This is a genomic window from Paenarthrobacter sp. TYUT067 (genome assembly GCF_023656375.1).
GTDB lineage: Bacteria > Actinomycetota > Actinomycetes > Actinomycetales > Micrococcaceae > Arthrobacter.
Genome location: NZ_JAMOIT010000001.1, coordinates 191,343 through 217,199, shown reverse-complemented (window position 1 = coordinate 217,199; position 25,857 = coordinate 191,343). Strand labels below are relative to the sequence as shown.

The following is a 25,857-nucleotide window of genomic DNA, read 5'->3' as shown; positions in this document are numbered from 1 at the left end:
TCTACAAAGACCAGCCGGCGCAAGGGCCGGGACCCGCTAGAGAACGATGCCCGAGAAAGCCAGTGCCTGCCGCACGAGGTTCCCGCGGCCGCCGTCGAATTCCTGCTGGACGTTCTCGCTCAGCACCTCTTGGGGCGTCATCCACGTCAGTTCCAGGGCGTCCTGGCGCGGTTCACATTCACCGGTGACGGGGATGACGTAGGCCAGCGAGACGGCGTGCTGGCGGTCATCCGTGAAACCGGTCTGTGACGGGGCAGGGAAGTACTCGGCCACCGTGAAAGGAACGGGGCTGATGGGCAGCTGCGGGAAGGCCAAGGGGCCGAGGTCCTTTTCCATGTGCCGCAGCAGTGCTGCGCGGATGGTTTCGCGGTACAGAACGCGGCCGGAGACGAGGTAGCGGACCATGTTTCCGTCGGCGTCGCCCTGCAGGAGTGTGCCCACCTCATTGACATAGCCGAGCGGATCCAGCCTGACCGGAACGGCCTCCACATAGACCATGGGGAGTCGGCCGCGGGCTTCGAAGAGGTCTTCGTCAGAAAGCCAGCCTGGATACGGGTCGGGTGTACGTACGCTCATGGTTAAGTTCTACCGCATCACCCGCCGAACTTCCTTGGCGGCGCTGCCGTGGCTGCGTGGTTACGCTCTCGGCAGTATTAGAGGGCCAGGATCGACTCGAGCGGTTCCCCGGATGCTATGCGGGCAAGGATGGCGGGCTCCGCGGCGTCCGATTGCAGCGCTCTTTCCAGGACATCCCGGGCAGTTTCCGGTGAAAGAACAATCAGTCCGTTGTCGTCTCCGAGCACCAGGTCGCCGGGGTTGACCTCTGTCCCTCCGCAGCGCACAGGGACATTGACGGCGGAACCTGTGCCATGGAGCCGTTTGGTAGTGAGGCACGATGTCCCGCGGGCAAACACCGGCAGACCTGTCTGCCGCAGTTCCAGAACGTCAGTGGCCATGCCATCAACCACGACGGCGGCAGCACCTTGTGCGAGTGCCGCGGCTGCCGTGACGGCCCCCACGGGCGCATGATGGTGGTCTCCGAGCATGTCCACCACCAGGACGTCGCCCGGCCGGAGTGCCAGGAGTGCGTGGTTCATGGCGATGGCATCGTGGTCCGCGATTCGGACTGTGACGGCAGGTCCGGCTATTTTCACGTTTGCATGCAGGGACTGGATAGCGGGGGAGACGAATCCGTCCTCGAGGAAGTGGCCGATGGTCGGGTAGCTGACGTCGGTCAGGTCCTTCAGGAGTGTTGGACTCACGGGGTTACCTCCGCTTTCTGCGCAAGGACAGCTACGCATTCGATTTCCAAGGACACGCCCCACAGGCTCACGCACACGGTGGTCCGGGCCGGTTTGGCGGTGCCGAAGTACTCCGCGTACACGCGGTTGTACTCCTCAAGTTGGTCCTGGCTGGTCAAGTAGGTGTTGACCTTGACCACGTGCTCCAGGCTGGATCCTGCGGCTTCCAAGACGCCGTCGAGGTTCTGGATGGTTTGCCGGACTTGTTCTTCGAAGGTCTCCGGCTGATCATCCAGTCCAGTGATGGCCGGTATCTGGCCGGAGGTGAACACAAAACCGTTCGCAATGACCGCCGGGGAAAAAGGCCCGACGGCGGGCGCCTGGCCGGGGATACCGGCCAGGCGCCCGATGGTGGTGACGGTCACCGCGCTGCCGCGGCTTCCGTGGAGCCAGCGGACGCCGGTGCCTCATCGACGGCGTCGATGTTGCCGTACCGGGTCTCGGTCAGTAGGAAGAGTGCAACCAAGGACAGTCCGGCCGCGGCCATGATGTACCAGGCGATCGAGGAGCTCTGCCCCGTCATGCCCAACAACCAGGTAGTGACGAACGGGGTGGCGGCGCTGCCTAGGAGGCCGGACAGCATGTAGGCCACCGACAGGCCGGAGTAGCGGACCTTGGACCCGAAGAGCTCGGCCAGGAAGGTGGCGATGGGTCCGTAGTTGGCGCAGAACGCGGTCATCATGGCCAGGTAGGCCACGAACAGCAGTGCCACCGACTTGGTGTCCATGAGCCAGAACATCGGGAACGCGAGGGCGGCCTCGGCAGCTACACCGGCGAAGATGATGGGCTTGCGCCCGAACTTGTCCGATAGCTTTCCGAAGAACGGGATGAGGAACAGCCCCAGGACGCAGGAAGCCAGCACCACCCAGAGCATCAGGCTCTCGGAGTGGCCGAGTTCCTTCTTGCCGTAGGAGACGCCGGAGGCTACCAGCAGGGTGAACGTGCTGCCCGTGGACAGGGTTGCGACGCCGCCGAGGACAACCTGCTTCCAATACTTGGCCATCAGCGCAGCGAACGGCATTTTCGCCTTGGCGCCGGCGGTCTTGACTGCCTGGAACGACGGAGTTTCCTCGATGTGCAGGCGGATGTAGATGCCCACAGTGACAAGGAGGACTGAGGCCAGGAACGGGATGCGCCAGCCCCATGAATAGAGGGCTTCGGTGCTGACCGTGGAGGCAACAATCAGGAAGGCTACGTTCGCAATCAGGGTGCCGGCGGGAACCCCCACCTGTACCAGTGAACCGTAGAAGCCGCGCCGGGTAGGGGGCGCGTGTTCAACTGTCATGAGCACGGCACCGCCCCATTCGCCGCCGAGGGCCAGGCCTTGGATGACACGGAGGAAGAGCAACAGAAGTGGCGCCATGATGCCGATGCTGTTGTAGTCGGGCAGCAGGCCGATGGCGAAGGTAGCCGCTCCCATGGTCAGGAGGGAAACCAGCAGCATGGACTTGCGGCCCAATCGGTCACCGAAGTGGCCGAAGATGATGGCGCCCACCATGCGGGCAATGTAGGCGGAAGCGAACGTACCGAAGGCCAGCATGGTGCCGACGATCGGATCAAAGCTGGGGAAGAAGATCTTGTTGAAGACAAGGGCCGACGCCGTCCCGAAGACGAAAAGGTCGTACCACTCGACGGTGGTGCCAATAACGCTGGCGAGGGCAATCTTGCGCATCTTTGCCAGGTCAAGCCTGGACGATGATGCGGAGGCAGTATCTACCGTATGGGCCATCTGATTCTCCGGATGCGGTGCGGGGACGAATGTCCGGTGCAAGGTAGCTACAACTATGGTGTGTGCCCGATCACACCATCAATGGCATAACTCCCATCAAAACTGGCCCGGGAATGTGAAAACACACACCGAAGCCACGGGGCACGGAATTCCCGACGACGGGCCTCCTGGTGGGGCCTGCCTGCCTGCCGCCGTGGCTTGGTGACCTCATTTTGGCCCCAGCCGGGTCGAGATCAACCCTTTCCGGTCACTTTTCACCCTCGCCGCCGGAAAACAGGGTCAGGTAGCAACGCGGCAGCGGCCGGTCATGCCCAGGCCACTACCAGCCGGGCCGTCTTCGCGGGAACAGCGAGATCGATTCCCGTCAGTTCCTGGAATCGATTGAGCCTGTTAAGAATGGTGTTGCGGTGGCAAAACAATTGCTCGGAGGTAACTGTGACATTGCCGGTGGCCAGATAGTTCCGGACCGTCTCCAGCAGGCGTTCGCGCTCGCCGCCCCGGCACTCCGCCAAAGCCTCTTCGAGTTCGGCGGCAAGGTCGAGGCCGGCGTCCTGCAGGTTCTGCTGGGCCAGCCGGGCCCAGGCCGAATCGGCCGACAGCGGGCCGGCGTCGCGGGGGCGAAGCAGCGCCGCCAGGCTTTCAGCGGTGCGGGCCGCTCCGGGAAGTGCGCGCAGTCCAAGGACCTCAGGCACGTAGCCGCAGGGGACGTTCACGACGCCGGGTGGCAGCTGCTGGCTGTCGGGTTCCGGGCTGCGCGTCTCGCCCCGGGGTTCCGGACCGCGGGTCCGGGTGGCAGGCAGAGCCCAGAAGACATACGTGTTGCCGCCCGACTCATGGAGGAACAGCCGCTGCCGGGAGTGCTGTCCTGATCCGAACTGGGACGTTGCTGCCCGCAGCCGTGCACCAGGTTCACCGCTGGCCGCTACCAAGGCGAAGCGTGATTCAGGATTGATGCCCAAAGCCGAAGCCACTTGCGCGGAGGTTTCCTGCGAGGGGGTGCTCTGGTTGAAGAGGCGGGCAATGAACTCGCGCTGAATGCTTGATTCTTCCTGGGCCATCCTGACGCGCTCGGTCAGGTAGCTCGTGTGCGTCCGGGTGGCGAATTCGTCCACCACACTCCATACCTGGTCCACCCGTGTGGCCAGCAACGCGGCGTCCTCGGTGTGGGCGATCTCCAGCAGCTCGGCCCAGAGAATGCTGAAGTCCAACCGGACCGCAGAGGTGAGGGACTCCGGCGGAATGCCGGCCCTTGCGCGCTTGGATCCAAGGTCGGAAGCGAAGTCGAGCAGGCCATCACGGCTGTCCGTCCTGCCATTCCTCAAGCCGCTGATTAGCCGCCGGAATGTCTCCCGTGCGGTCTCCTGGATTTCCAGGACCGTCACCTGGCTTTCGCCGTACTCGGGGATCTCGCGGACCCTCGTGGTGAAGGCTTGGGCCAGGGTGTCCAGCCGGCCTTCAAGCTGATCCACCAGTTCAGTCCAACGAACGGCGTGCCCGGATGTCTCGGAATTGTGCATTCACACATTCTAGCGCCATGTTTCCGTGATGGATTGCTAGTCATTTTGGGAAAAACTACTGGCACTATGGATTGAGTCACACAAATTTGCCCGGGCATCCCCAAGGTCCGGTCCCGTTCGCACTCATGGAGCAACAATGGCAAGCACGGTCAGCGGAGCCACGGACACCAGTCCCAAGGCAGCACGCGTCGTCGATGAAAGCGTCACCAAGAAGGTGGCCCTCGCGGCCCTGGTGGGTACTGCGCTGGAATGGTACGACTTCTTCCTGTTCACCACAGCTGCTGCGCTGGTGTTCAACGCACAGTTCTTCGTTTCCCAAGACCCTTTTGTCGCAGCCATGGGATCCTTCGCTACCTTGGCCGTCGGCTTCGTGGCCCGCCCCATCGGTGGTTTCATCTTCGGCGCCCTGGGTGACAAGGTGGGTCGCAAGAAGATCCTCATGGTCACCATCGTGGGTATCGGCATTGTCACCGGCCTCATCGGTCTGCTTCCGAACTACATGACCATCGGCCTGGCGGCGCCTATTCTTCTGGTGGCCCTGCGCATCGTTCAGGGCCTCGCAGTCGGCGGTGAGTGGAGCGGCGCGGTGATCATCGCCGTCGAAAACGCTCCTGTGGAGAAGCGTGCACGCTACGCGGCCCTGCCGCAGATCGGTTCCCCGATCGGTACCATCCTTTCTTCCGGTGGCTTCTTCGGCATGTTGTTCCTGGTGGGTCAGAGCAACTTTGACGCGTGGGGCTGGCGCATCCCGTTCATCGCCGCGATCCCGCTGCTGGCAATCTCACTCTGGATCCGCAGCCGCCTGAGCGAATCACCCGAATTCGAAGCCCTCATGGAGTCCGGTGAGACCGAACATGCTCCCATCCGTGGAGTTCTGAAGAACAGCTGGCGCCAGATCCTGGTGGGCATGTGCTCGGCGCTGCTCGGCATCGGTGGCTTCTACCTCATCACCAGCTTTGTGGTCTTCTACGGCACCAAGGTGCTCAAGCTGCCCTCCGAACTCCTGCTCTTGGGCACCCTGTTGGCTGCAGCACTTGAGATCGGCGCCCTCATCTGGGCCGGGCGGCTCGGCGAAAAGTTCGGCGCCAGTAAGGTCATCCTGTGGGGCGGTGTTGCCTCGGCCGCTATCGCAGTTCCCGTTTTCCTGGCCATCGACTCCCGCAACCCCGTCCTGGTGGTCCTAGGCATGATGATCGGCGTTGCTGTCCTCTCCATCCCATACGCCGTCTCCGGCACCGCGCTGACTGCCCTGTTCGCCACGAAGGTCCGCTACACCGGCGTCGCCATCACTTCCAACACTGCGGGCGTTATCTCCGGCTTCGTGCCGCTGATCGCCACCGCGCTGGTGGCCGCCAACAACTCCTTCTGGCCCGGCGCCATCATCCTGCTGGTCGTGTCCGCACTGACGGCACTTTCCGGCCTGTTCCTCCCCGCCCTTTCCATCGAAGAAGAAGGAATGAAGCATTGAGCACAACCACTGCCGGCCACTTGATTGTTGGCCAACTGGAACGGGCAGGCGTCAAGCGCGTCTACACCGTGCCGGGTGAGAGCTTCCTCGACGTCCTGGATGGCCTGCACGGTTCGCCGATCCAGAACGTGGTGGCCCGCCAGGAAGGCGGCGCCGGATTCATGGCACTGGCCGAAGGCCGCCTCACTGAGCTTCCCGGCATCGCCATGGTGACCCGTGGCCCGGGCGCAGCCAATGCCTTCATCGCCATACACACCGCCTACCAGGATGCCACTCCGCTGATCCTGTTCGTCGGCCTGATCCCGGTGGCCGACCGTGGCCGCGAGTCGTTCCAGGAGTTCGACATCAACGCCTGGTTCGGCAGCACAGCCAAGAAAGTAGTGACGCTCGACGACGCAGCTTCCGCCGCCCGCGTGGTGGACGACGCCATCTTCACCGCCCTCAGCGGACGCCCCGGACCCGTGGTGATCGGCCTGCCGGAGGACGTGCTGGTGCATGTGGTGGAGAACGCCACCGTCGAACCCCGCAGGATTGCCCGTCCAGAGCCGGCCCCCGCGGAGCTGGCTGAGCTGACCCAGAAGCTGGAGAAGGCACGCAAGCCGCTGGCCGTCGTCGGCGGTGAAGGCTGGACCCAGGAGTCCGGCGAGCAGCTGGCCGCCTGGGCGAGCCGACACAGCGTCCCGGTGGTTGCCGATTTCAGGGCTTACGACGCCGTTCCCCACCGCAGTGACGCCTACGCCGGCTACTTGGGCTACGGCCGCAGCGACGCCAACGCCCAGCGCCTGGACGACGCCGATCTGCTCGTTTTTGTGGGCTGTGTCCGCGGCGACGTCCTCTCCGATGGCTACAAACGCGGACTCGACGCCGAGACCGTCGTGGTCAACGCCGACGCAAACCTCCTGGGCCACTTCGGCCGGGTGGACCAGCACATCATCGCGGACGTCGCCGCGTTCGCCACCGCGTTGGCTGGCACTCATGCGGCTGGCGAACGCCAGGAAGGCTGGTTCGCCAGCGCCCGCGCCGAGCAGCTCACCTTCTCCACGCCCCGGCCCGACGGCGGTATCGGTGGGGACCTGGGCGTCGCCATGGAGGTCCTCACAAAGGAAATGGCCGACGACGCCGTCCTCACCTTCGGTGCGGGAAACCACGCCCTGTGGCCCGCCCGGTACCTGGGCCACAACTCGGCCAACTCCTTGGCCGCTCCGCGCAACGGGGCCATGGGCATGGGCATTCCCGCAGCCGTGGCAGCCTCGCTGGCATATCCCGGCCGTCAGGTCATTTCCGTGGCCGGCGACGGCTGCTTCATGATGAACGGCCAGGAAATCGCCACGGCCATGGGCTACGGCGCCGCGTTCATCGTCTTGGTGGTGGACAACGGCATCTTCGCCACCATCCGCGAACATCAGGAAGCGCATTACCCGGACCGGCCCTCAGGTACGCACATGACCAACCCGGACTTCGCCGCACTCGCCCGTTCCTACGGCGGCTACGGCGAGCGGGTGGAGCGAACGGAAGACTTCGCGGCCGCGTTCCGCCGCGCCGTCGACTCCGGCCTCCCGGCCCTGTTGCACTTGCCGCAGGACCCCACCACGCGTTCCCCCAAGACTTCAACCAACTGACCGGAGCCCTTACCGTGATCCAGCTTCAGAACATCATCAACGGCGAGTCCGTGGACGCCGCGGCCAGCCTGCCGTTCTTCGACCCCGCCACGGGCCAGCAGATCGGCACCGCGCCGGACAGTGACGCTGCCGCCGTCGACGCCGCCTTCCAGGCCGCTGCCGCAGCTTTCAAGAGCTACAAGCGCACGACGCCGGGAACGCGCCAGTCGCTGCTGTTGCAGCTGGCCGACCTCATCGAGGCGAACGTTGACCGTCTGCTCGAGGCTGAGGTGGCCTGCACCGGAAAGCCTGCCGCACTCACCAAAGAGCTTGAAATCCTGCGCGGCGCGGACCAACTGCGCTTCTTCGCCGGGGCATGCCGGGTGGTTTCCGGTACGGCCCAGACCGAATACGTGGAGGGTTTCTCTTCCACCATCAGGCGCGAACCCATTGGTGTGGTGGCCCAGATTACGCCGTGGAACTACCCGTTCATGATGGCCATCTGGAAGATTGGTCCGGCCCTGGCTGCGGGCAACACCTTGGTCCTCAAGCCTGCCGACACCACCCCCTGGTCCACCCTGGTCCTGGGTGAGCTGGCACAGCAGGTTTACCCGGCAGGCGTAGTGAACATCGTGTGCGGCGGCCGCGAGGCCGGTGCCGCGATGGTGGAGCATGACATCCCGGAGATGGTCTCCATTACGGGCTCCACCCGGGCCGGTGCGCAGGTCATGTCCGCGGCGTCCAAAACCCTCAAGGATGTCCACCTGGAGCTGGGCGGCAAGGCGCCCGCTGTGGTGTTTGCCGACGTCGATATCCAGCGGACCGCCAGCGAAATCGCCCTGGCTGCGTTCTTCAACGCCGGGCAGGACTGTACTGCGGTGACCCGCGTCCTGGTCCACCAGGATATTCATACGGAGTTCGCGGCTGCCCTGGCTGACGCCGCTGCTGCTTTGAAAGTGGGATCGGACCTCGGTCCACTCAATAGTGCCGCGCAGTTGGATCGGGTGGAGGGCTTCATGTCCCGCCTGCCTGCCAACGCCCGCGTCCTCGCCGGCGGCAAGCGCACCGGGACAGGCTTCCACTTTGAGCCGACGGTGATCGACGGCGTCTTCCAGACAGACGAGGTAGTGTGCGACGAAATCTTCGGCCCCGTGCTGACCGTTCAGCCGTTCGCCACCGAGGAGGAAGCGATCGAACTCGCCAACGGCACCAGGTACGCCCTGGCATCCAGCGTGTGGTCCGAGAACCACGGCGTGGTCACTCGTGTGTCCATGGAGCTGGACTTCGGAGCCGTCTGGATCAACTGCCACCAGGTGATCCCGGCCGAAGCACCGCACGGCGGATTCAAGCATTCGGGTACGGGCAAGGACCTCTCTGTCTATGGACTTGAGGACTACACGCGCATCAAGTCCGTCACCACCTCCCACCGCTAGAACCTGACATGAAACTAGACCTCCTCCTGCGGAACGCAGACATCATCACCATGGATCCGGACCACCCGGTGGCCAGTTCGCTGGGCATATGGAAGGGGCGCATCGTGGGCCTGGACGAGGACCTTGATGGTTTGGACGCCGTTGAGGTCCTGGACCTTGGCGGTGCCACCGTCACTCCAGGCTTCATCGATGCCCACTGCCACACCACGTGGTTCGGGCTGGGCCTGGCGGAGCTGGACGTGTCCGGTGCCCGCGGCCTGGAGGAGCTGTATGAGCTTCTCCGCGGTGCTGTTACTCACTCGGGGATCGACGGCGTGGGCTGGCTTTTCGCTACCGGCTTCAGCCAGACCCAGCACGGCGGGGCCTTCCCGGACATCGCCGAGCTGGACCGCATCACGGGGGAGCGGCCGCTGTTCATGCGGCACAACTCCGGGCATATGGCCGTGGTCAACACCGCCGCGCTGCGGCTGGCAGGTGCCGAGTCGCCGTCGTTCCCGGATCCCGACGGCGGAGCGATCGTCCGCGACGCGGCGGGACATCCCACGGGGCTGGTCCAAGAGACGGCCCAGGAACTGATCCAGCAGCTGATCCTGCCGTATTCGTTGGAGGACATCGAGGCCGCCCTTGAGAGGGCCACGCTGTTCTACGCCTCCGAGGGCATCACGAGTTTCACTGAGGCCGGGGTGGGCGGCGGGTGGATCGGGCACAGCCCGGCCGAGCTTGCCGCCTACCAGAGCGCCTCCGCCCACGGCCGGTTGCATGCCCGTGCCCAGGTCATGCCGGTGCTGGATGTGCTGCACGGGTTGGGCGGGCATGCATCTGACAGTCCCGGTGCGGCCCCGGCCGGGCTGGATCTTGGCATCACCAGCGGATTCGGGAATGACTACTTGTCCCTGGGCCCGGCAAAGGTTTTCCTGGATGGCTCACTTCTGGGCGAAACCGCAGCCGTGAGCCACGAGTTCTGCAGCCACGGCCACAAGGACAACCGCGGCAACGTTGGCTACTTCCAAGCGGACCCCGCCCAGCTGCGGGAACGCATCGAAGCCGCCTACGCCGCCGGGTGGTCCATCGCAGCCCACGCCATCGGTGACAGGGCCGTGGACCTCGCGGTGGACATCATCACGGATTGCCAGGCTCAGTATGGGCAGCGCCGCTTGCCCAACAGGATCGAGCACGCCTCCATGACGCGCCCTGAGCAGCTGGCAAGGCTCGCGGACGCAGGAATTGCCGTGACACCCCAGGCAAGCTTCTTCCGCGAAGGCGGTGACGGGATGACCGCGTCCCTCGGGCCGGACCGCTTGCCGTGGGCCTACCGGGCAGCCAGTTTCCTGGAAGCCGGAGTGGTGCTCGCGGGAAGCTCGGACCGGCCGGTCGCCGACGGAAACGTGCTCCGCGGCATGCAGGCGTTCGTGGACCGCCGGACCGGGTCCGGGGCCGTCTTCGGGAACCCGGCCGAACGCCTCACTCCGCAGCAGGCCCTCGCCGCTTACACCAGCGGAGCCGCGGCAGCCACAGGGTCCCTGGGCAAGAAGGGCACCCTTTCAGCTGGCAAATTGGCCGACTTCACCGTCCTTTCTGCCTCACCTTTGACGGCACTGGACATCAGCGAACTTCACGTCCTGGCCACCGCCGTCGGAGGCCGATTTACCTATCAATCAACCGGCTTCAACGCTGAACTTTCCCGTGAAAGTTCGTTCGCGGCCCACTCATAGGGGAGACCATGACAACCACCACAAGTTTCACCAACCAGGACACCGCTTTCGTGCAGGACTTCCGGACCATGAGCGCCTTCGGTGCCACGGCGAACGGCGGCGTGGACCGCCAAGCCGCAACCATTCCCGACGGCGAACAGCGCCGCTGGCTCGCCGGTCTCTTGGAGGAGCACGGCTTCACGGTGAAGTTCGACCACACCGGCAACCAGTGGGGCCTCTACGAAGCCGTGCCAGGTGCGCCGTTCGTGGTGGTGGGCTCGCACATGGATTCACAGCCGACGGCGGGACGTTACGACGGCGCTTATGGCGTCCTCGCCGCGGCCCACGCCGCGTTCCGCCTTGCAGCCCGTTGGGAAGCCGGCGCCGAGGCACCCAAGTTCAACCTCGCCGTCGTCAACTGGTTCAACGAGGAAGGCAGCCGCTTCAAGCCGTCCATGATGGGCTCCTCCGTCTACACCGGCAAGCTGGATCTCGAGGACGCACTCAATACCCAGGACGCCGCCGGAGTCACCGTGCGTGATGCCTTGGACGCGATCGGCTGCCGCGGGACGTTTGAGGGGCCGGAGGCTGCATATTGCGCCGAGATCCACATCGAACAGGGCCGCAGCATGGAGCGCGAGGGCATCACCATCGGCCTGGTCAGCTCCAACTGGGCAGCGAACAAGTACGAGTTCGTGGTCCACGGCGAGCAAGCACACACCGGTTCCACGGTGATTGCCGACCGCAAAGACGCCCTTCTTGGGGCGTCCATGCTGGTGGTTGCCGCACGTGAACTCGCCGACCGCTTCCCCGGAGTGCTGCACACCTCGGTGGGTCAGCTCAACGTCTACCCAAATTCGCCCGTGGTGGTGCCGTCCCGCGTGAACCTGCTGCTGGACCTGCGCAGCGCCGACGAAGCCGTCCTGGCCGAGGCCGACGCCCTGCTGCACGCCCGAATCTCGGAGATCGAACGGCTTGCCAACGTGTCCGTTGAGAAGCACCACTCACACTCCTGGGCCGTCACCCCGTACCAGCCCGAAGGCGTGGAACTCGCGGCCAAGGTTGCCGCGGACCTCGGGTTGTCCAACAAGGAAGTCATGACCCTCGCCGGGCATGACTCCACGAATATGAAGGACCTGGTTCCCACGGTGATGCTCTTCGTGCCCAGCGTGGATGGCATCTCCCACAATGAGCACGAATACACCACGGATGAGGACATCGTGGCCGGGCTCACCATGCTTACCGAGGTGGTCGGCCGCCTGTGTGACGGGGCGCTGGAGGACTAAACAGCCACCACCACGATGGACGCCGGGGCCGCGCCACTCACGGCGTCCGGGTTGGCGACGTACAGGACGTCCTCATCGATCCTGGCCTCAATGTCTGCATCTTTGAGGCGGGACAACAGTGGTTCCAGATCGCCGTCGTACTCAAACGCGAGGTCCCCGTTAGTGGCATCCGCGCCATGAATGATGCGAAGGATTCCGCCGTTCTTGGTGGTGAACGTGGCTGATTCGTCGTCCTCAGTGCGCGGCCGGGCGCCGGTGTTCCGCAAGGCGGTGGCGGCAATGCCCACTAAAGGGCTGACCCAGGTAGCCACCACTGTCAGCCCTGGGTCGGCCTCGTCCGAGGCGGCCCACGTGCCATCCGCTGCCCGTTGCGCAGGGAAGGCGAAGAACTCAAAGCCGTCATCGGATGAGATCTGCACGGTGGTTTCCTCATGACCTTCGTGGATTTCCGCTTGAGTGCCGGCTTCCTCGGTGCGGCGCGCGAACTCCTCCAGGTTCCCTACCTCCACCCCAAAAACCGTGGAGCCGTCCAAGGGGTGTGCGTGGACTACTGAGCCCACCGCCAGGCGACCCGAACCGGCGTCGAACTCCCGCCAGTCGCCGTCGTCCACCGTCTTCACCAAACCGAGGGCCATCAGCAGCGTGGCCCACTGTTCGGGGCGTGAGGTGTAGTGGGTGGGGCGGGCTCGCAACATTGGTCCTCCTGGGTGGGTCCTCATCAAAGCCTATGCTGAATCCATGCCCAATGAACTTGAGGAACTCCTTGTCAAAGACGGCGCCGCGTGGCGTGCCTGGCTTTCCGCGAATGCCACAGACAGCCCCGGCGTGTGGCTGATCCTGCACAAGAAGGGCGGTAACGTCACGGAGTTGGACTATGACGCCGCGTTGGACGAGGCCCTGTGCTTTGGGTGGATCGACGGTCAGGTGAAGAGGCGCGACGACCAAAGCTACTTCCAGCGGATGACGCCCCGCGGCCGCAAAAGCATCTGGTCAGTGCGGAATGTGGGGCACATTGCCCGTCTGGAGTCCGAGGGCAGGATGACCGACGCCGGACGTGCCGTGGTTGAGGCCGCGAAAGCTGACGGACGGTGGGAAGCTGCATACGCGGGCCCGGCGGATTCGGTGGTTCCGGACGATCTCGCGGCAGCGATCGCCGCAGTCCCGGAGGCGCAGGCTATGTTCGATGTCCTGACGTCACAGAACCGCTTCGCCCTGATCCACCGCACCAACGGTGTCAAACGGGCAGAGACCCGGGCGCGCAAAATCGCTGGTTTCGTGGAGATGCTGGCCCGCCATGAAACCCCGTACCCCCAGAAAAAGCGGCCGACGTAATCCAGCAGGCCGGTCAGGCCTCGGAAGGAAACGCCACCCCTTCGCCCACCACGCGCAGGCACAATTCAGTGCCGGGTTTGGTGATCGAAGCGTTCCAGTGCCTGATGGTGATGATCTCGCCGCCGCCCGGATAGCGGTGGCTGTTGCCCGAGGCGCCGCCGTCGGGGGCCGTGTACTCACCCAGCTTGATGCGAACAGTGGTTTCCGGCCCGAAGTAATCGGTGTCCACCACCACTCCGCGGATGGGCCCATCGGGTGCGATGCGGATTTGCTCGGGCCTGAGCATGAGTTGGACTTTCCCTTGGGCTGGGGGTCGACGGACCGGGATTCCACCCAGTGAGCACGTGGCCAGGGAGCCCTCCATCCAGGCATCAAGAATCACGGCATCGCCAAGGAATTCAGCCGTGGCGCGATCCGCCGGCCGGGTGTAAACCACAAAAGGGTTACCGATCTGGGCCAGCTTGCCGCCGCGCATGATGGCCACCTGGTCAGCGAAGGAGAGCGCTTCAGCTTGATCGTGGGTCACCAGGATGGTGGTCACACCGGCAGCACTGAGCACCTTGGCTACGGCCCTGCGGGTGGCTACCCGAAGTCCGGCATCGAGCGCTGAAAACGGTTCGTCAAGGAGCATGAGTTCAGGTTCCCTGGCCAACGCCCGGGCCAAGGCGACCCGCTGCTGCTGACCGCCGGATAACTGGTGCGGCCGGCGCTTGGCCATGGACGCATCCAAGGACACCATCTCAAGCAGTTCCGAAACCCGCGACCTCACGGCACCGCGACCGCCGTCGAGCTTTCCCGAATCCAAGCCGAACGCGACGTTCTGACCCACCGTCAAGTGTGGAAAGAGCGCGCCGTCCTGGGCGACGTACCCTACCTGCCGTTTGTGCGCAGGCACCCAGTCGCCTTCTCCGGCCACCCGGGAACCGTTCAGGCTGATGGAACCGGTGTCCGGATGCTCAAAGCCCGCGATCAACCGCAACAGCGTGGTCTTGCCTGAACCGGAAGGACCCACGATCGCAGTGGTCCCGCCTTTGGCCACAGAGAGGTTTACGCCCTTCAGCACCGCCTGGGAGCCGAAGTTCTTGGTGACCTCCCGAATATCCAGATGCGCATTCGTAGTGGGAGCCACCGAGGGGGCCACGCGGGGCGCCGGAAGCCTGGAAGGAGATTGTTCGGTCACTGTCCGGCTACTTTCTTGGACTGTTGGAAAAGAAGGTATGTCATGGGGGCTGACAGCAGGATCATCAGCAACGCGTAGGGTGCGGCGCCGGCGTAGTCGATCTCGCTGCTCTTGCTCCAAAATTCCGTGGCCAGGGTGCGCGTACCGTTGGGTGAGAGTAGCAGGGTGGCTGTCAGCTCGTTGACTATGGCCAGGAAGACCAACGCAGCCCCGCCGGCAGCTGCCGGCGCGGTGAGCCGCAACGTCACTTTGAAGAAGGATGCCAAAGGCGTTTTGCCCAAGGACTGCGCGGCCTCATCGAGTTCTTTGGGGGCCTGTGCCAAGCCGGCACGGATGTTCACCAAAGCCCGCGGAAGGAACAGCAGGACGTACGCCGCAATCAGAACCCCCGCAGTCTGGTAAACCCCGGGGACCACGCGGATGCTGACGGTGACGAAGGCCAGGCCCACCACGATTCCCGGCAGCGAACTGGTGACGTAGTTGGACAGTTCCAGCATCTTGGAGAACCAGCTCGGGTGCCGGACGGCCAGGTAAGCCATGGGGAATGCCACCACTGTGGTGACCAGTGCACCCGCTGCCCCATAGATGAGGGTTTGCGAGAGTGCCGGGATGAACTCATCAGCCGCCCACACGTCAGAACCGCCCGCCATCACCCACTTCAGCACAAACCAGAGCGGCAGCCCGAAGGCTAGGACCGTGAGGGCCAGCAGAGCGAGCTGGGCAGGCACTTGATAGCCACCCAGGGGCAAGCGGATAGCCTTTGCCTGCGCGCCGGAGCCGATCCGGGCATAGCGGGCAGTGCCCCGGCTCTTTACTTCGGCCAGCAGCAGGAGCAAACACAGGAACACCAGAACGCTGGCCAGCATGTTGCCTGCGGTCCCGTTGAAGGTGGACTGGAATTGGACCATGATCGCCGTGGTGAACGTATCAAAGCGGATCATCGCGAAAGCACCGTACTCAGCCAACAAATGCAGGGCCACCAGCAAGGCGCCGCCCGTCATGGCGATGCGCAGCTGCGGTAGGACAACGCGGAGGAACACGGCCCAGGAACCCAGGCCCAACGATGCCGCGGACTGCTCAATGGCGGGGTCCAAACGGCCAAGCGTCGCCGCTGCGGGGATGTAGACCAACGGGAAATAGGACAACGTGGCAATCAGCACCCCGGACCAGAGCCCCTCCAAGGAAGGGACAGCGGACACCCAGGAGTAGCTGTTGACGAACGCAGGTATAGCCAAAGGAGCGGCCAATAGCACCGCCCACCAGCGGTGTCCGCGGAGCCTGGTTCGCTCCACCAGCCACGCCCCGCCCACGCCGAGCACCAAGCATAGGGGCACGGTAAAGATCATCAACAAAACCGTGTTCAGCAGCAGCTCGCCCACGCGGGGACGCACGATCAGATCGACGGCGGTGTCCCAGCCGGTCGCTGCTGTCATGTACAGGACATAGCCCAGCGGAAGCAGCGAAAACAGCGCTATCAGCACCGCCAGCAAGGACACCGTGGAAACGCCGAAAGGCGGGCGGGGGCGCTTGCCCCGGCCCGCCGTCGTCGTGCTTCCCTCTGAACGTGGAACGTCGGGAGCCGATAGATCAGTGGTCACAGAATTACAGGAGTCCTGCCTTGGTCATCAGATCGGTGACCTTGGTGGAGTTCAGCTTGGCGGGATCCACCGTGGGTGCCTGCAGGTCCTTGATGGGAACAAGCTTTTCATTGGCATCAACCTCTGAGGCGATGGCGTACTCAAAGGAGGTTCCGGTCTTGAGGATCTCCTGGCCGGCCTTGCCTGTGATGAACTTCAGGAACGCCTGGGCGTCGGCTGCCTTCTTGGAAGACTTGAGGACGCCGCCACCGGATACGGACACGAACGCGCCCGGGTCCTGGTTCTTGAAGTAGTTCGGCGTGACGTTCTTGGAGTTCTCGCCGGTCTTGGCCTGGTCGCCGTAATAGTAGTAGTGGTAGATCAGCGCCGCGTCTACTTCGCCGGCGTTGACGGCCTTCATGGCGGTGCTGTTGCCCTTGTAAGCCTTGAAGTTTTCCTTCATGCCCTTGAGCCATTCTTCGGTTGCGGCCTCGCCCTTGAGTTCAAGGAGAGCCGAGACGATGGCCTGGAAGTCAGCGCCCGACGGCGAAGCGGCCCACTTACCCTTCCATTCGGGCTTTGCCAGATCCAGCATGGACGTGGGCAACTGGTCTTCGCTGATCTTGTTCTTGTCATATACCAGGACGGTGGAGCGGGCTGCGATCCCGGTCCACTTGCCGGTGGACGGGCGGAACTCGGCCGGAACCTGGTCGATGGTGGCTTTGTCGACGTCTGCGAACAGACCCGCATTTTCCACCTGCGCCATTGCAGGGGAGTTTTCGGTGAGGAAGACGTCCGCCGGTGAGGCCGCGCCTTCCTGAACAATCTGGTTGGACATCTCGGTGTCAGAGCCCTGGCGCAGGGTGACCTTGATGCCGGTCTCCTTGGTGAAGGCGTCGATCCATTCCTTGGTCAGGCTCTCGTGCTGAGCGTTGTAGACCGTGATGCCATCGCCGGCGGCCGCGGATTCGGAGGAATTCGGTGCGGTGGTGGCGTTGGAGCCGCAGGCGGAAAGGCCAAGAGCGGCGGTGGCGAGAAGTGCGATTCCGGCCAGAGCGTTTTTGGGGAGCTTCATGGAGGGCTACTTTCTGGGAACAAGCACGGCAGTGCTAGGACAATGCCTTGGGTCCGTGCTGGCGGGTAGGTTGGGGAGCCCGCTGTGAAAAGCGTAGGTTAGCCATACCTTTGCTATGAAGCCGAAACGGCATTAAGTGACGAGGATCACCTGAATTACGGAAGTGTTGCGTGCCCTAATTGCCGGGACTGCTCGCGTTGCTTGTAATGCTCGCCGCCGCCTCAAGCGCCATCCACCCTTGCAGCTGCGTGGAAAGTTCGACGGCGGCGCCCACCGGATATGTTTCGCTCGCCGGCCGCTGGGGCTCGAAGGAGAACACGATCGCAGGTGTGCCCTTGCCGGCACTGCCCGTACTTACACGGCGGCCCGCCCAGAAGGCCTCTGCCGTGCCGTAAACCAAAGACGCCGCCTTTTCGCGGGTAGTGGCTGAAAGCCTGACGTCCCGCGCGGCCAGTGCCAGGTAGCGGAGCAGGATGCCGGTGAAAAGGCCGCCATCGCCCGTGCCGTCGCCGCGGATCACTCGCGTGCCGGGCAGTGTGAGCTCACGTTCCACGGCGTCCACCAAAAGTGCCGCCCTGCGCAGATTCTCTTCGCCGCCCAGTTCCAGCAGCGCACCCAGCACCGGGCCCTGGTTGTAGGTGTAAATGGCCCCATCAACCACCACCTCGCCGTTACTGATCCGCAGCCCATCCTGATATAGACCCCGTTCCGGGTGAAGGAGCTTGCTGTTTAGCCAGTTCACCAAGTGCTGTGCACGCTCGGTATGGCCGGTCCGGGCGTAGTACAGGGACACCGGAGCTGTGGCCGGAGTGTTCTTGAAGTCCCGTTTGGTGCTCCAGAAGGTGCCACCTCCAAGGTGGTCTGTGCAGGCCGAATCGAACTGCAAGGTCAAGCACTTTTGAACATAGGCGTTCCTCCTGCGGCCAGGCTTCTTGGTCTCCTCGGCCAGCTTCTCCAAACGCAGCGTGGCCAGGGCCAGCCACGCCATGTCGTCGTAGTAGTCGTTCACGAATCTCAGGAGATTCCGCAAGCGGATGGTGGTGACCAGCCGCGAGGCGAGCCGTCCGGCGCTCGGGCGGGAGTCGCCGTCGAACTTTGTTTTGCCCGCCAGCTCGCGGCGGCCCGCATCCACCAGGCAGTCAACGTAGTGCGCTTGCCACCAGTAATGCCAAGGGCCGGAGAGGCTCCTGAGGGTGTCGCTGGGCAAGGTCACCGCACCGATGTGGGTGCCGGGCAGGAAAAGGAGGCGCCTGCCAAAGCTTCGGGTCACGGACCGCGCAGCCTGATTGGCACGCCTGGCCCATTCGGTGGCGTCGGCGGAGGGTGCTGGAATCCCGGCTGGCTGGATCTGGCTGGACATGTCATTAGCCTAGCGGGGCCGATAGTGTGCACCGGGCCACAATTCCAGTTAACATGCATTAACGGATTTGGGTCTGCAACAAGGAGGATGAATGGACATCAAGGGCACGGTTGCACTGATTACTGGTGGCGCGTCAGGTTTGGGCGCTGCCACCGCCAAACGACTGTTCGACGCCGGGGCCTCGGTGGTGTTGGTGGATCTGCCACAGTCAGCCGGCGAGTCCTACGCGGCCGAGCTCAACGCCTCGGCGACGGGTGCAGGGGAGCGGGCGGTCTTTGCTCCCGCAGACGTCACCAACGAATCCCAAGTCCAGGCCGCCGTCGACGCCGCTGTTGCTTTGGGGCCGCTCCGGATCGTGGTCAACTGCGCAGGCATAGCCACACCCGGAAAAGTCCTTGGCCGTGATGGCGTGCTGCCGCTGGAAACCTTCAACAAGGTCATCCAGATCAACCTCGTGGGCACCTTTAACGTGATTCGATTGGCCGCCGCAGCCATGGTGGAAACCCAGCCCATCTCCACGGAACTGGGTGGGCCCGAGCGCGGCGTCATCATCAACACCGCGTCCGTCGCCGCCTTCGAAGGCCAGATCGGCCAGCCCGCCTACGCCGCATCCAAGGGCGCCGTAGCAGCCATGACGCTGCCCCTGGCACGAGAATTCGCCCGTTCACTGATCCGGGTGGCCACCATTGCGCCCGGAATCTTTGAAACACCCATGATGGCCGGACTTCCCCAATCGGCCCAGGAATCCCTTGGACAGCAGGTTCCGCATCCCGCCCGTCTGGGCCGTGCCGCGGAATACGCAAACCTGGCCGCCCACATCGTGGAGAACGCCATGCTCAACGGGGAAACCATCCGGCTCGACGGCGCCATCCGCATGGGCCTCAAATGATGGGCGACTACAGCGGCGCTCCGGGGTTAGTTGGGTCCGCTCGGCCCTCCGTAGCCGACCTTCCCACTGCTGACTTCTTCGACTTCGAATCGCTGCTCAGTGTCCAGGAACAGCGTAAACTCAACGAACTCCGGGCATTCCTGGCCTCCGAGATCGCCCCCTACGCCGGGCGATGGTGGGAGAAAGCGGAGTTCCCGGAACACATCCTCCCCAAACTCGCGGCCCTCCGGCTCAGCGCCCCCGCCCAGCGAGGATACACACACCTGTTTGCCGGGCTTGTGATCGCTGAGATGACCCGCGTCGACACCTCGATCGCCACCTTCTTCATGGTCCATCACGATCTCTTCGTCGAATCGCTCTACGACTTCGGCAGTGATCATCAACAGGACCGCTACCTCGACGACGCCTCCAACCTTCGCACCACAGGGGCCTTCGCGCTCACAGAGCCGAACCACGGGTCCGACGTCGCCGGTGGGATGGAGACCACCGCCCGCCGTGTTGAACGACCAGACTCCGACGGCGGCGATTACTGGGTGATCAACGGCGCCAAACGCTGGATTGGCAACGGGACGTTCTGCGACTACATGCTGGTGTGGGCCAAGGACGAAACAGACGGAGCAGTGCGTGCCTTCATCGTCGACGCGACCCTGCCCGGCATCACCCGTAGCCGCATAGAAAACAAGATTGCCCTGCGGACGGTGCAGAACGCCGACATCGTCTTTGAGGACGTCGAGGTAGCTGAAACCGATCGCTTCGCCGGCATCAGCAGCTTCGCGGACACCAACCACCTCCTCCGAGGGTCCCGGATCATGGTGGCCTGGCAAGCAGTAGGCCAACAATTGGCAGCCTTCGACGTCGCCCGGCAGTACGCCGTCGAACGCTTCCAATTCGGCAAACCGTTGGCCAAGTTCCAGCTCATCCAACAACACCTGGTGGATATGCTCGGCAACGCGGTTGCCAGTATGGGAATGATGGTTCGCATAGCGCAGCTGCAGGAGGACATCTTCACGGACGCCCAAGGGGTGCGCCACGGAGGGGCCGACATGGCGCAGGTGGCGCTCGCAAAGGCCTATTGCAGTGCCAGGATGCGGGAGACCGTGGCCATGGGCCGGTCCATCCTGGGCGGGAACGGAATCGTCACCGACTACCGCATAGCCAAGATCTTCGCTGATGCCGAGGCAATCTACACCTATGAAGGCTCCTACGAAATCAACTCCCTGATCGTAGGCCGTGCGGTGACAGGGGTTTCAGCCATCACCTAGAACTGCCGGTCTCATTCCTGAGGGAGCTTCTCTCCCGCTTCTACCCGAACGTCAAGAGAGTTGCCCCGCACCGGCATGGGGCAGGTGCCATACGGAGTGAAAGCACTGGGGTAGTTGATGGCCCGGTTGAAATCAATGATCACGGACCCGTCGGGGCGAGGCCGGGGAATGAAAACCTTCCGCCATTCGTCCGTGGTCTCCCCGTTGGTCTCATCGTGGAAGGTGACGTTGAGCGCACCCAGCTTCTCCTCTTCAGCGTGCAGCCGGATTTCGTGAGGAACGCCCGGTACCCGGAAGACAACCTCGCCCACTGACCGGTGGACGCCATCCACCAAGGGGTTGGCCGTGCCAATGGGCACGTCCACGGGCTCAACGTAAGCCTCGAACCGGCCCTGGATAACCCACTCAGGGTTGTACTCGTAGGTGGGAACACCTACGAAACCGGTCAGCACGGGGGAGCTGTTGTCGCGGGTGCGGATAGCGTACTTGTCCGCACGCATGGCGAGTTCCACCACAACCTGCTTACCGTCGTCGCCGCCAAACTGGACCCACATGAGCGACTCTTCGTCCTGCAGCGTCGCCGTAATGGTCCCCTCTACGGGCTGTCCCGTTTCCACCACGGTGAGTCCATCCGCAGCGCTCGCCGTGAGGAATGCTGTGGTGCCGTCGGTGGACCAGAGGCCCGGGGCAAGTTCCACCTCGGAGGGCTGGAACTCAAGCCACTGGAAGGACGTGAGGGTCAGCCATCCGTGCGCGGTGGCAAGGGCTGAATGTCGACCTGCACGGAACCGCTCCCAACGGGCGAGTTGGGGATCGGTTGCGGTGGTGGGCGAGCTCATGGTTCTCCTCGGCTGGGGTTCGCGTCCGTTCGCGGCGGTTGCCACTTGCCTCAACTATGCGCCGGGCGTGGGCATTCCCGGAATTCGGCCCAGCTGGGTCAGAACTCCACTACCTTGGATCGGCTCGCGCTGGCCCCAAACCCATGCCAGCGCGAGCCGGGATTGCTGGACGGCGTGATGGACCATGCACCCCAGGCCCACCGTCGCCATCTTGCCCCGAAGGGCGTTTCCCGATCGCCCGTCTAGTGCGAGCGCCGCCTATGCTTACGGGCACCGGCAAAGGCGAGGAGAGATCCCACGGCCAGAAGCGCCGCAGCCAGGACGACGAACGCCTGGCCCTGCGCCCCCGTGGTGGCCAACTGTGCCGCAGTTGCGGGCTGTGTTGGATTGTTGGCGGGCTGTGCTGGGTTGCCGGGGGCCGGTGGGGTCGTCTGCCCCGGTGTAGTGGATTCTGTTGGAAGAACCACTATTACTGGGCTGCTGGTGCTGGTGCTGGTGCTGGTGCTCGGTGAGGGTGTGGGGGTCACCGTGGCGGTGCTGGGGTTGGGGGTGGGGGTCGGCGTAGCTGTCCCTTGCCCGGTTCCGCTGGCACTGCTTCGGCGTGTTTGGGCCCCTACCGGGTTTTCCTCGCCTGAGATGGTCACTGTCCCGTTGTTTTGGTAAACGTCCAGGGAAGCATCAGACACCTCGGTCACAACGAAGAGCTCCACGTGTTCGCCTTTGGGAAGGCCGGTCCAGGAGACCGTTAGCGACTGAGGGGTGCATTCAATACTCGCGGGGTACTGCTCATTGTCGAAGGGTTCAATGATGTTGCCTGCTTCGCCCCTTACCTTGCCCACGCGGGGTGTTACGCGGCTGCAGTCGATCACCATGCCGGCTGAGGGGATATCGGTGACTACAACATCGTTGGTTGCTGACACCATGGGCGGCATGTAAAGGACTGACTGAAGTTCTGATTGGGAAGAGTCCGCCCACCACATCGACTTGCCGGCAGTCGTCGGAGCATCCGGGAGGCAGTTCTCAGTGCACGGTTCAATCTGCACGGGGACGCGAATCACGCTGTCACCGAACACGAAGCTAAGTTCCTTGGTTTCGCCCGTTGCCGGAGCCACGGAGTACTGAGTGGCAAAAGAGCAGGTACCGCCCACATTGAGTGGATGCAGGGCGACGAAGTCGGTGAGCGTGAAGACCACACGGCCGGCGTCGTTGGCCGCAGCTGTTGCTACGGTCTGGCCATCAGGAGTGTTCAGGTCAAAGGTTGCAGCGCCAAACCACCGCAGTTCGGGGGGAAGCTGCAAAGTGAAAGTGTCCCCGGGCTGTGAGTTATCCGGGACGGACCAGGTGCAGGATAGATCCACTTGGTCCCATTGCCCGGTGACTGTGGAACCGGTACTGAGGGTGATCTCCGCTCCCGGGATCTCCTCAGCACTCGCTGGCAGGGCCGAGAGCCCCAGGCCCAGGATGGCCATGACAGCGGCCAGAAAGGCAGCCACCAGTGAGGCGGTTCTTGGATGGATCTGCTTGTTCATTAGTGGGTGGGTCCTTTGAGTCCTTGGGATGTATTCCGTCACAAGGTGAGTGTTCGCCGGGAGTGGTTCGTTACGCTGCAGAACGGATTTCGGCCAAATCCGGCTTTCAGGACGAGTCCCGCGCGGCAGTTGAGGTGGTGGCAGCCGTGGCCTCCGCCCGGGAAAGCGGGTAGAACTTCATGCGGGCAGGGTAGAGGCTGCCGTCGTCGAGAGCTTCCAGAACTGCCTTGCACGCCATCAGCCGGGAAAGGTTGCTTTCGCTGACGGAAAAGAGGACGTGAATGGCGGAATTTTGATACATTGCCGTCGCTCCGGTTCCTTGCAGTGCGGCCTTCACTGCGTCCCCCAGCCGGGCCAACAATGTCCAACCATGCGTGCGGCTATCGCGGGGCCGGGGCAGCGCGATGATGGCCAGTGCGTGGGAACCCGGCCCCTCCGCACCGAACGCGGATACATCGTGGACCCTTCGTTGGAAGTGGGCCTGGGTGGCCAGTCCCGTGTAAACGTCGGTGCAGGAGATGGTGGGGGCTGTTTCTGCTACCTCCGCCCAGCCCTCCGCGATTGAGAGGAGGGCATCGACGTCCAGGGCCTGATCCGCGGCAGTGAACAGGGCGCGGAAGTCGTTCAGGGTCTCTCTGATGCTGACACCGTTCCTGGCGCGCGCAGCTCCCAGTAATTTCGCCGCGGGGGCGGGAACTACTGCCCCGCTTGCCAGGGGAATGACGACTGTCCGGACTTCCGGCACGTACCAATCCGCTCGGAACCGCCAACCCCTTTGGTAACTGGCAGTCCGCCATCTGCGCAGCAAGTGGTGCTGTGAAAACGTGCGTTCGGCAGGTGATTTTGTCCGGAACGATGTCATATCCCAACAGTGCGCAGAAGAGCCGATTCGTGACGAAGGGAGTGCCTCGAACATGGTTGCTAAAGACTTTTTACAAACTGGCGTCACGACTCGGGCGGTACCCACACTCCATAGATATGGGCAGGGTTCTCTACGGTTTGGGGGTGCCATAAATGGCACGCACGTCACATGCGAGCAACAAAACCAGCGTCGACGACGGACAACTCATTGATTTGGTCCGCAATGGAGACATGTCTGCCTTCGACGGACTCTACGAGCGCCATGTGTCCGTTGCCTCCAGCGTCGCCAGACGCAACGTGGACAACCAAAGTGACGCCGAGGACGTAGTGGCTGAGGCATTCCAGGCGGTCCTGCAAAGCCTCATCTCGGGGAAAGGGCCGGACACCTTCTTTAGGGCGTACTTGCTCTCCACGGTTGCCCGATTGTCCCACCAACGTAATCGGAAAGCCGGCAAGGTCCTGCCCAGTAGTGACCATGCCGTCCTGGACCAAACCTTGGTGGACTCGGACGCAGCAATCAGCGCCTTTGAATCGCACACAGTGGCCAAAGCATTCCGGGCCCTGCCTGAACGGTGGCAGGCTGTGCTGTGGTACTTGGACGTCGAACGCATGAAACCCGCAGCTGTGGCACCGGTTCTGGGTCTCTCAGCCAATGCCGTTTCTGCACTCGCTCTTCGCGCCCGTGAGGGCCTGAGGAGGCAGTACCTGCAGTACCACATAGCGGAGCAGGCTGACACTAAATGCGCTGAGTACGCCTCGAAGCTAGGCAACTACATCCGTGGTGGGGTCTCCCATGCCACCGGGCGCAGGATCCGTGAGCATCTTAACGGCTGCCCATCGTGCACCGCGGCCCTTGCGGAGCTGAAAGACGTTCAGGGGAGCATGAGGGCTGTCCTGCTGCCCTTGGTGACAGGGATCCCGGCCGCGCTGTGGGCGGGCAAAGGGGCGGGGCTCGGAGTTGTGGGTGGCATGGTGCCCGCCAACGCGGCCGTTGCGGTCCCTGCCCTAGCCCAACCGGTGCTCATGGCAGTCATCGCAGCAGCTGCCGTAGGACTTGTGCTGGGGGCTGTGGGCATAGTTGACCACCTGACTCCGGACGCCTATATGGAGAAGCGGGCCGTGGAATCCGTTGTGGCTCCGTCAGAAAAGGCTCCGGTGATTCCAGCCCCTTCCCCAACGAGCGCGCCGACTCCCGTTTCTACAACACCGGCCGTTTCTTCAACACCGGCGCCGCCACAGGCGCCACCGCCGGGTGACGTGCCATCCGTTGAAGGGCCGCCCGCAAACGAGAATCCTATTGTGGAGAACCCCGTGCCGCAGATCCCGGCGGAACCGCCGATCGCGCCGTCCCCTGCTCCACTCCCGGTCACCACACCGTCTGCCTCGCCTTTGGCTGTTCCGTCGTTGACTGCTCCAGCGGTTGTGGATGGCTCGGCGCGCGAGGCCGGGGAGGAAGATTCCGAGCGCAAGGTCCTGGAAATTGACTTCCGGGTCTCCGGAGGAAGTTCCTTGGGGAGCGCGACGGCGGTGTTCTCCGTGGGGAAGCATTCGTTGGTGGTGGAAGACTCAATTCGTGCCCCGGATGGCTGGATCTGCTCGTTCGAGAGCCGGAGTGTGGTGAGTTGTTCCACTAACTCGGTGCAGCGCGCTGATCTTCGGTTTCAGATCGGAGCCGGCCTCAAGCGTGGCAAGGACGACGTCAAAAGAGGCGAAAGAGTTCTTACCTACACGCTGAGCGGACCGGGGTTGGCTTCCAAAAGGTTCTCTGCCGTGTACTGATTCCAATATCGCAGTGCGGGTTGCGTCATGATCCTTCGCCCCGGTGCACTCATCCATCGGCAAGGCCCGGTAGCGGGTGGCGTGCTCTATCCATAAAGGTGAGAAATGAAGACAGAAACCCACAGCCGTGTGGTGGATCCTTCCGTGCCCT

Annotated in this window: 22 protein-coding genes; 9 read left to right on the top strand and 13 right to left on the bottom strand. The window is 63.6% G+C overall.

Annotation, left to right across the window (positions count from 1 at the left end):
- Positions 1 to 36: 36 nt before the first annotated feature.
- The 5 genes from MOD31_RS00945 to MOD31_RS00925 form a co-directional block, all read right to left on the bottom strand.
- The gene (locus MOD31_RS00945) at positions 37 to 576 is read right to left on the bottom strand and encodes an NUDIX hydrolase family protein (RefSeq protein WP_024819523.1); all 540 of its coding nucleotides are present in this window, start codon (positions 574 to 576) and stop codon (positions 37 to 39) included.
- Positions 577 to 653: 77 nt separating this feature from the next.
- On the bottom strand, positions 654 to 1,262 hold the full coding sequence (locus MOD31_RS00940; RefSeq protein ID WP_142936687.1) for an RraA family protein: 609 nt from the start codon (positions 1,260 to 1,262) through the stop codon (positions 654 to 656).
- Positions 1,259 to 1,666, bottom strand: coding sequence for a RidA family protein (locus MOD31_RS00935; protein WP_166843139.1), 408 nt, complete (start codon positions 1,664 to 1,666; stop codon positions 1,259 to 1,261). Before MOD31_RS00935 ends, MOD31_RS00940 begins: the two co-directional genes overlap by 4 nt.
- Positions 1,663 to 3,030: an MFS transporter gene (locus MOD31_RS00930; protein WP_162520262.1), complete on the bottom strand. Its 1,368-nt coding sequence runs from the start codon at positions 3,028 to 3,030 to the stop codon at positions 1,663 to 1,665. The genes MOD31_RS00935 and MOD31_RS00930 overlap by 4 nt, the downstream gene beginning before the upstream one ends.
- Before the next feature lie 305 nt (positions 3,031 to 3,335).
- Positions 3,336 to 4,547, bottom strand: coding sequence for a CdaR family transcriptional regulator (locus tag MOD31_RS00925; RefSeq protein ID WP_142936685.1), 1,212 nt, complete (start codon positions 4,545 to 4,547; stop codon positions 3,336 to 3,338).
- 136 nt (positions 4,548 to 4,683) lie between these two features.
- On the opposite strand from MOD31_RS00925, the gene MOD31_RS00920 reads away from it, so the two are divergent.
- The 5 genes from MOD31_RS00920 to MOD31_RS00900 are packed head-to-tail and all read left to right on the top strand — an operon-like array spanning position 4,684 to position 12,023.
- Complete coding sequence (locus MOD31_RS00920; RefSeq protein WP_250819624.1) at positions 4,684 to 6,015, top strand: MFS transporter; 1,332 nt, start codon at positions 4,684 to 4,686, stop codon at positions 6,013 to 6,015.
- Positions 6,012 to 7,634: a thiamine pyrophosphate-dependent enzyme gene (locus tag MOD31_RS00915; RefSeq protein ID WP_250819623.1), complete on the top strand. Its 1,623-nt coding sequence runs from the start codon at positions 6,012 to 6,014 to the stop codon at positions 7,632 to 7,634. Before MOD31_RS00920 ends, MOD31_RS00915 begins: the two co-directional genes overlap by 4 nt.
- Before the next feature lie 14 nt (positions 7,635 to 7,648).
- Positions 7,649 to 9,046, top strand: coding sequence for a gamma-aminobutyraldehyde dehydrogenase (locus MOD31_RS00910; protein WP_250819622.1), 1,398 nt, complete (start codon positions 7,649 to 7,651; stop codon positions 9,044 to 9,046).
- A gap of 8 nt (positions 9,047 to 9,054) precedes the next feature.
- Complete coding sequence (locus tag MOD31_RS00905; RefSeq protein ID WP_250819621.1) at positions 9,055 to 10,758, top strand: amidohydrolase; 1,704 nt, start codon at positions 9,055 to 9,057, stop codon at positions 10,756 to 10,758.
- Between the two features lie 8 nt (positions 10,759 to 10,766).
- A complete protein-coding gene (locus tag MOD31_RS00900; protein WP_250819620.1) occupies positions 10,767 to 12,023 on the top strand; it encodes a M20 family metallo-hydrolase in 1,257 nt (418 codons plus the stop codon).
- Here the strand turns inward: MOD31_RS00900 and MOD31_RS00895 are convergent.
- Complete coding sequence (locus MOD31_RS00895; RefSeq protein ID WP_223941761.1) at positions 12,020 to 12,718, bottom strand: hypothetical protein; 699 nt, start codon at positions 12,716 to 12,718, stop codon at positions 12,020 to 12,022. The two genes, MOD31_RS00900 and MOD31_RS00895, sit on opposite strands and share 4 nt — an antisense overlap.
- A gap of 43 nt (positions 12,719 to 12,761) precedes the next feature.
- Here MOD31_RS00895 and MOD31_RS00890 point away from each other — a divergent pair, with 43 nt between their 5' ends.
- The gene (locus MOD31_RS00890; protein WP_223941762.1) at positions 12,762 to 13,355 is read left to right on the top strand and encodes a YdeI family protein; all 594 of its coding nucleotides are present in this window, start codon (positions 12,762 to 12,764) and stop codon (positions 13,353 to 13,355) included.
- A 13-nt stretch (positions 13,356 to 13,368) separates the two neighbouring features.
- On the opposite strand, the gene MOD31_RS00885 is transcribed toward MOD31_RS00890, so the two are convergent.
- The 4 genes from MOD31_RS00885 to MOD31_RS00870 all read right to left on the bottom strand — a co-directional run bounded on the left by MOD31_RS00885 (position 13,369) and on the right by MOD31_RS00870 (position 18,547).
- Positions 13,369 to 14,535 carry an ABC transporter ATP-binding protein gene (locus MOD31_RS00885; protein WP_187697056.1) on the bottom strand — a complete coding sequence of 389 codons (1,167 nt, stop codon included), beginning with the start codon at positions 14,533 to 14,535 and terminating at the stop codon, positions 13,369 to 13,371.
- Entirely contained in the window at positions 14,532 to 16,133 is a 1,602-nt protein-coding gene (locus MOD31_RS00880) for an iron ABC transporter permease (protein WP_187697055.1), read from the bottom strand. Before MOD31_RS00880 ends, MOD31_RS00885 begins: the two co-directional genes overlap by 4 nt.
- Before the next feature lie 4 nt (positions 16,134 to 16,137).
- Positions 16,138 to 17,187, bottom strand: coding sequence for an iron ABC transporter substrate-binding protein (locus MOD31_RS00875; protein ID WP_250819619.1), 1,050 nt, complete (start codon positions 17,185 to 17,187; stop codon positions 16,138 to 16,140).
- 175 nt (positions 17,188 to 17,362) lie between these two features.
- Positions 17,363 to 18,547 (bottom strand): glycoside hydrolase family 76 protein, encoded by a 1,185-nt coding sequence (locus MOD31_RS00870; RefSeq protein WP_250819618.1) that lies wholly within the window; start codon positions 18,545 to 18,547, stop codon positions 17,363 to 17,365.
- 91 nt (positions 18,548 to 18,638) lie between these two features.
- On the opposite strand from MOD31_RS00870, the gene MOD31_RS00865 reads away from it, so the two are divergent.
- On the top strand, positions 18,639 to 19,436 hold the full coding sequence (locus tag MOD31_RS00865; RefSeq protein ID WP_166843147.1) for an SDR family NAD(P)-dependent oxidoreductase: 798 nt from the start codon (positions 18,639 to 18,641) through the stop codon (positions 19,434 to 19,436).
- On the top strand, positions 19,433 to 20,698 hold the full coding sequence (locus MOD31_RS00860; protein ID WP_374206953.1) for an acyl-CoA dehydrogenase family protein: 1,266 nt from the start codon (positions 19,433 to 19,435) through the stop codon (positions 20,696 to 20,698). Before MOD31_RS00865 ends, MOD31_RS00860 begins: the two co-directional genes overlap by 4 nt.
- An 11-nt stretch (positions 20,699 to 20,709) precedes the next feature.
- Here MOD31_RS00860 and MOD31_RS00855 read toward each other — a convergent pair whose 3' ends face one another.
- The 3 genes from MOD31_RS00855 to MOD31_RS00845 all read right to left on the bottom strand — a co-directional run bounded on the left by MOD31_RS00855 (position 20,710) and on the right by MOD31_RS00845 (position 23,811).
- The gene (locus tag MOD31_RS00855; RefSeq protein ID WP_166843148.1) at positions 20,710 to 21,537 is read right to left on the bottom strand and encodes a DUF1684 domain-containing protein; all 828 of its coding nucleotides are present in this window, start codon (positions 21,535 to 21,537) and stop codon (positions 20,710 to 20,712) included.
- A gap of 242 nt (positions 21,538 to 21,779) precedes the next feature.
- Positions 21,780 to 23,066, bottom strand: a complete 1,287-nt coding sequence (locus tag MOD31_RS00850) for an Ig-like domain-containing protein (protein ID WP_250819617.1) — start codon at positions 23,064 to 23,066, stop codon at positions 21,780 to 21,782.
- A 106-nt stretch (positions 23,067 to 23,172) separates the two neighbouring features.
- Positions 23,173 to 23,811, bottom strand: a complete 639-nt coding sequence (locus tag MOD31_RS00845; RefSeq protein ID WP_250819616.1) for a hypothetical protein — start codon at positions 23,809 to 23,811, stop codon at positions 23,173 to 23,175.
- 269 nt (positions 23,812 to 24,080) lie between these two features.
- Between MOD31_RS00845 and MOD31_RS00840 the strand changes: the two genes are divergently transcribed.
- Positions 24,081 to 25,706 (top strand): sigma-70 family RNA polymerase sigma factor, encoded by a 1,626-nt coding sequence (locus MOD31_RS00840; RefSeq protein WP_250819615.1) that lies wholly within the window; start codon positions 24,081 to 24,083, stop codon positions 25,704 to 25,706.
- Positions 25,707 to 25,857 lie beyond the last annotated feature (151 nt).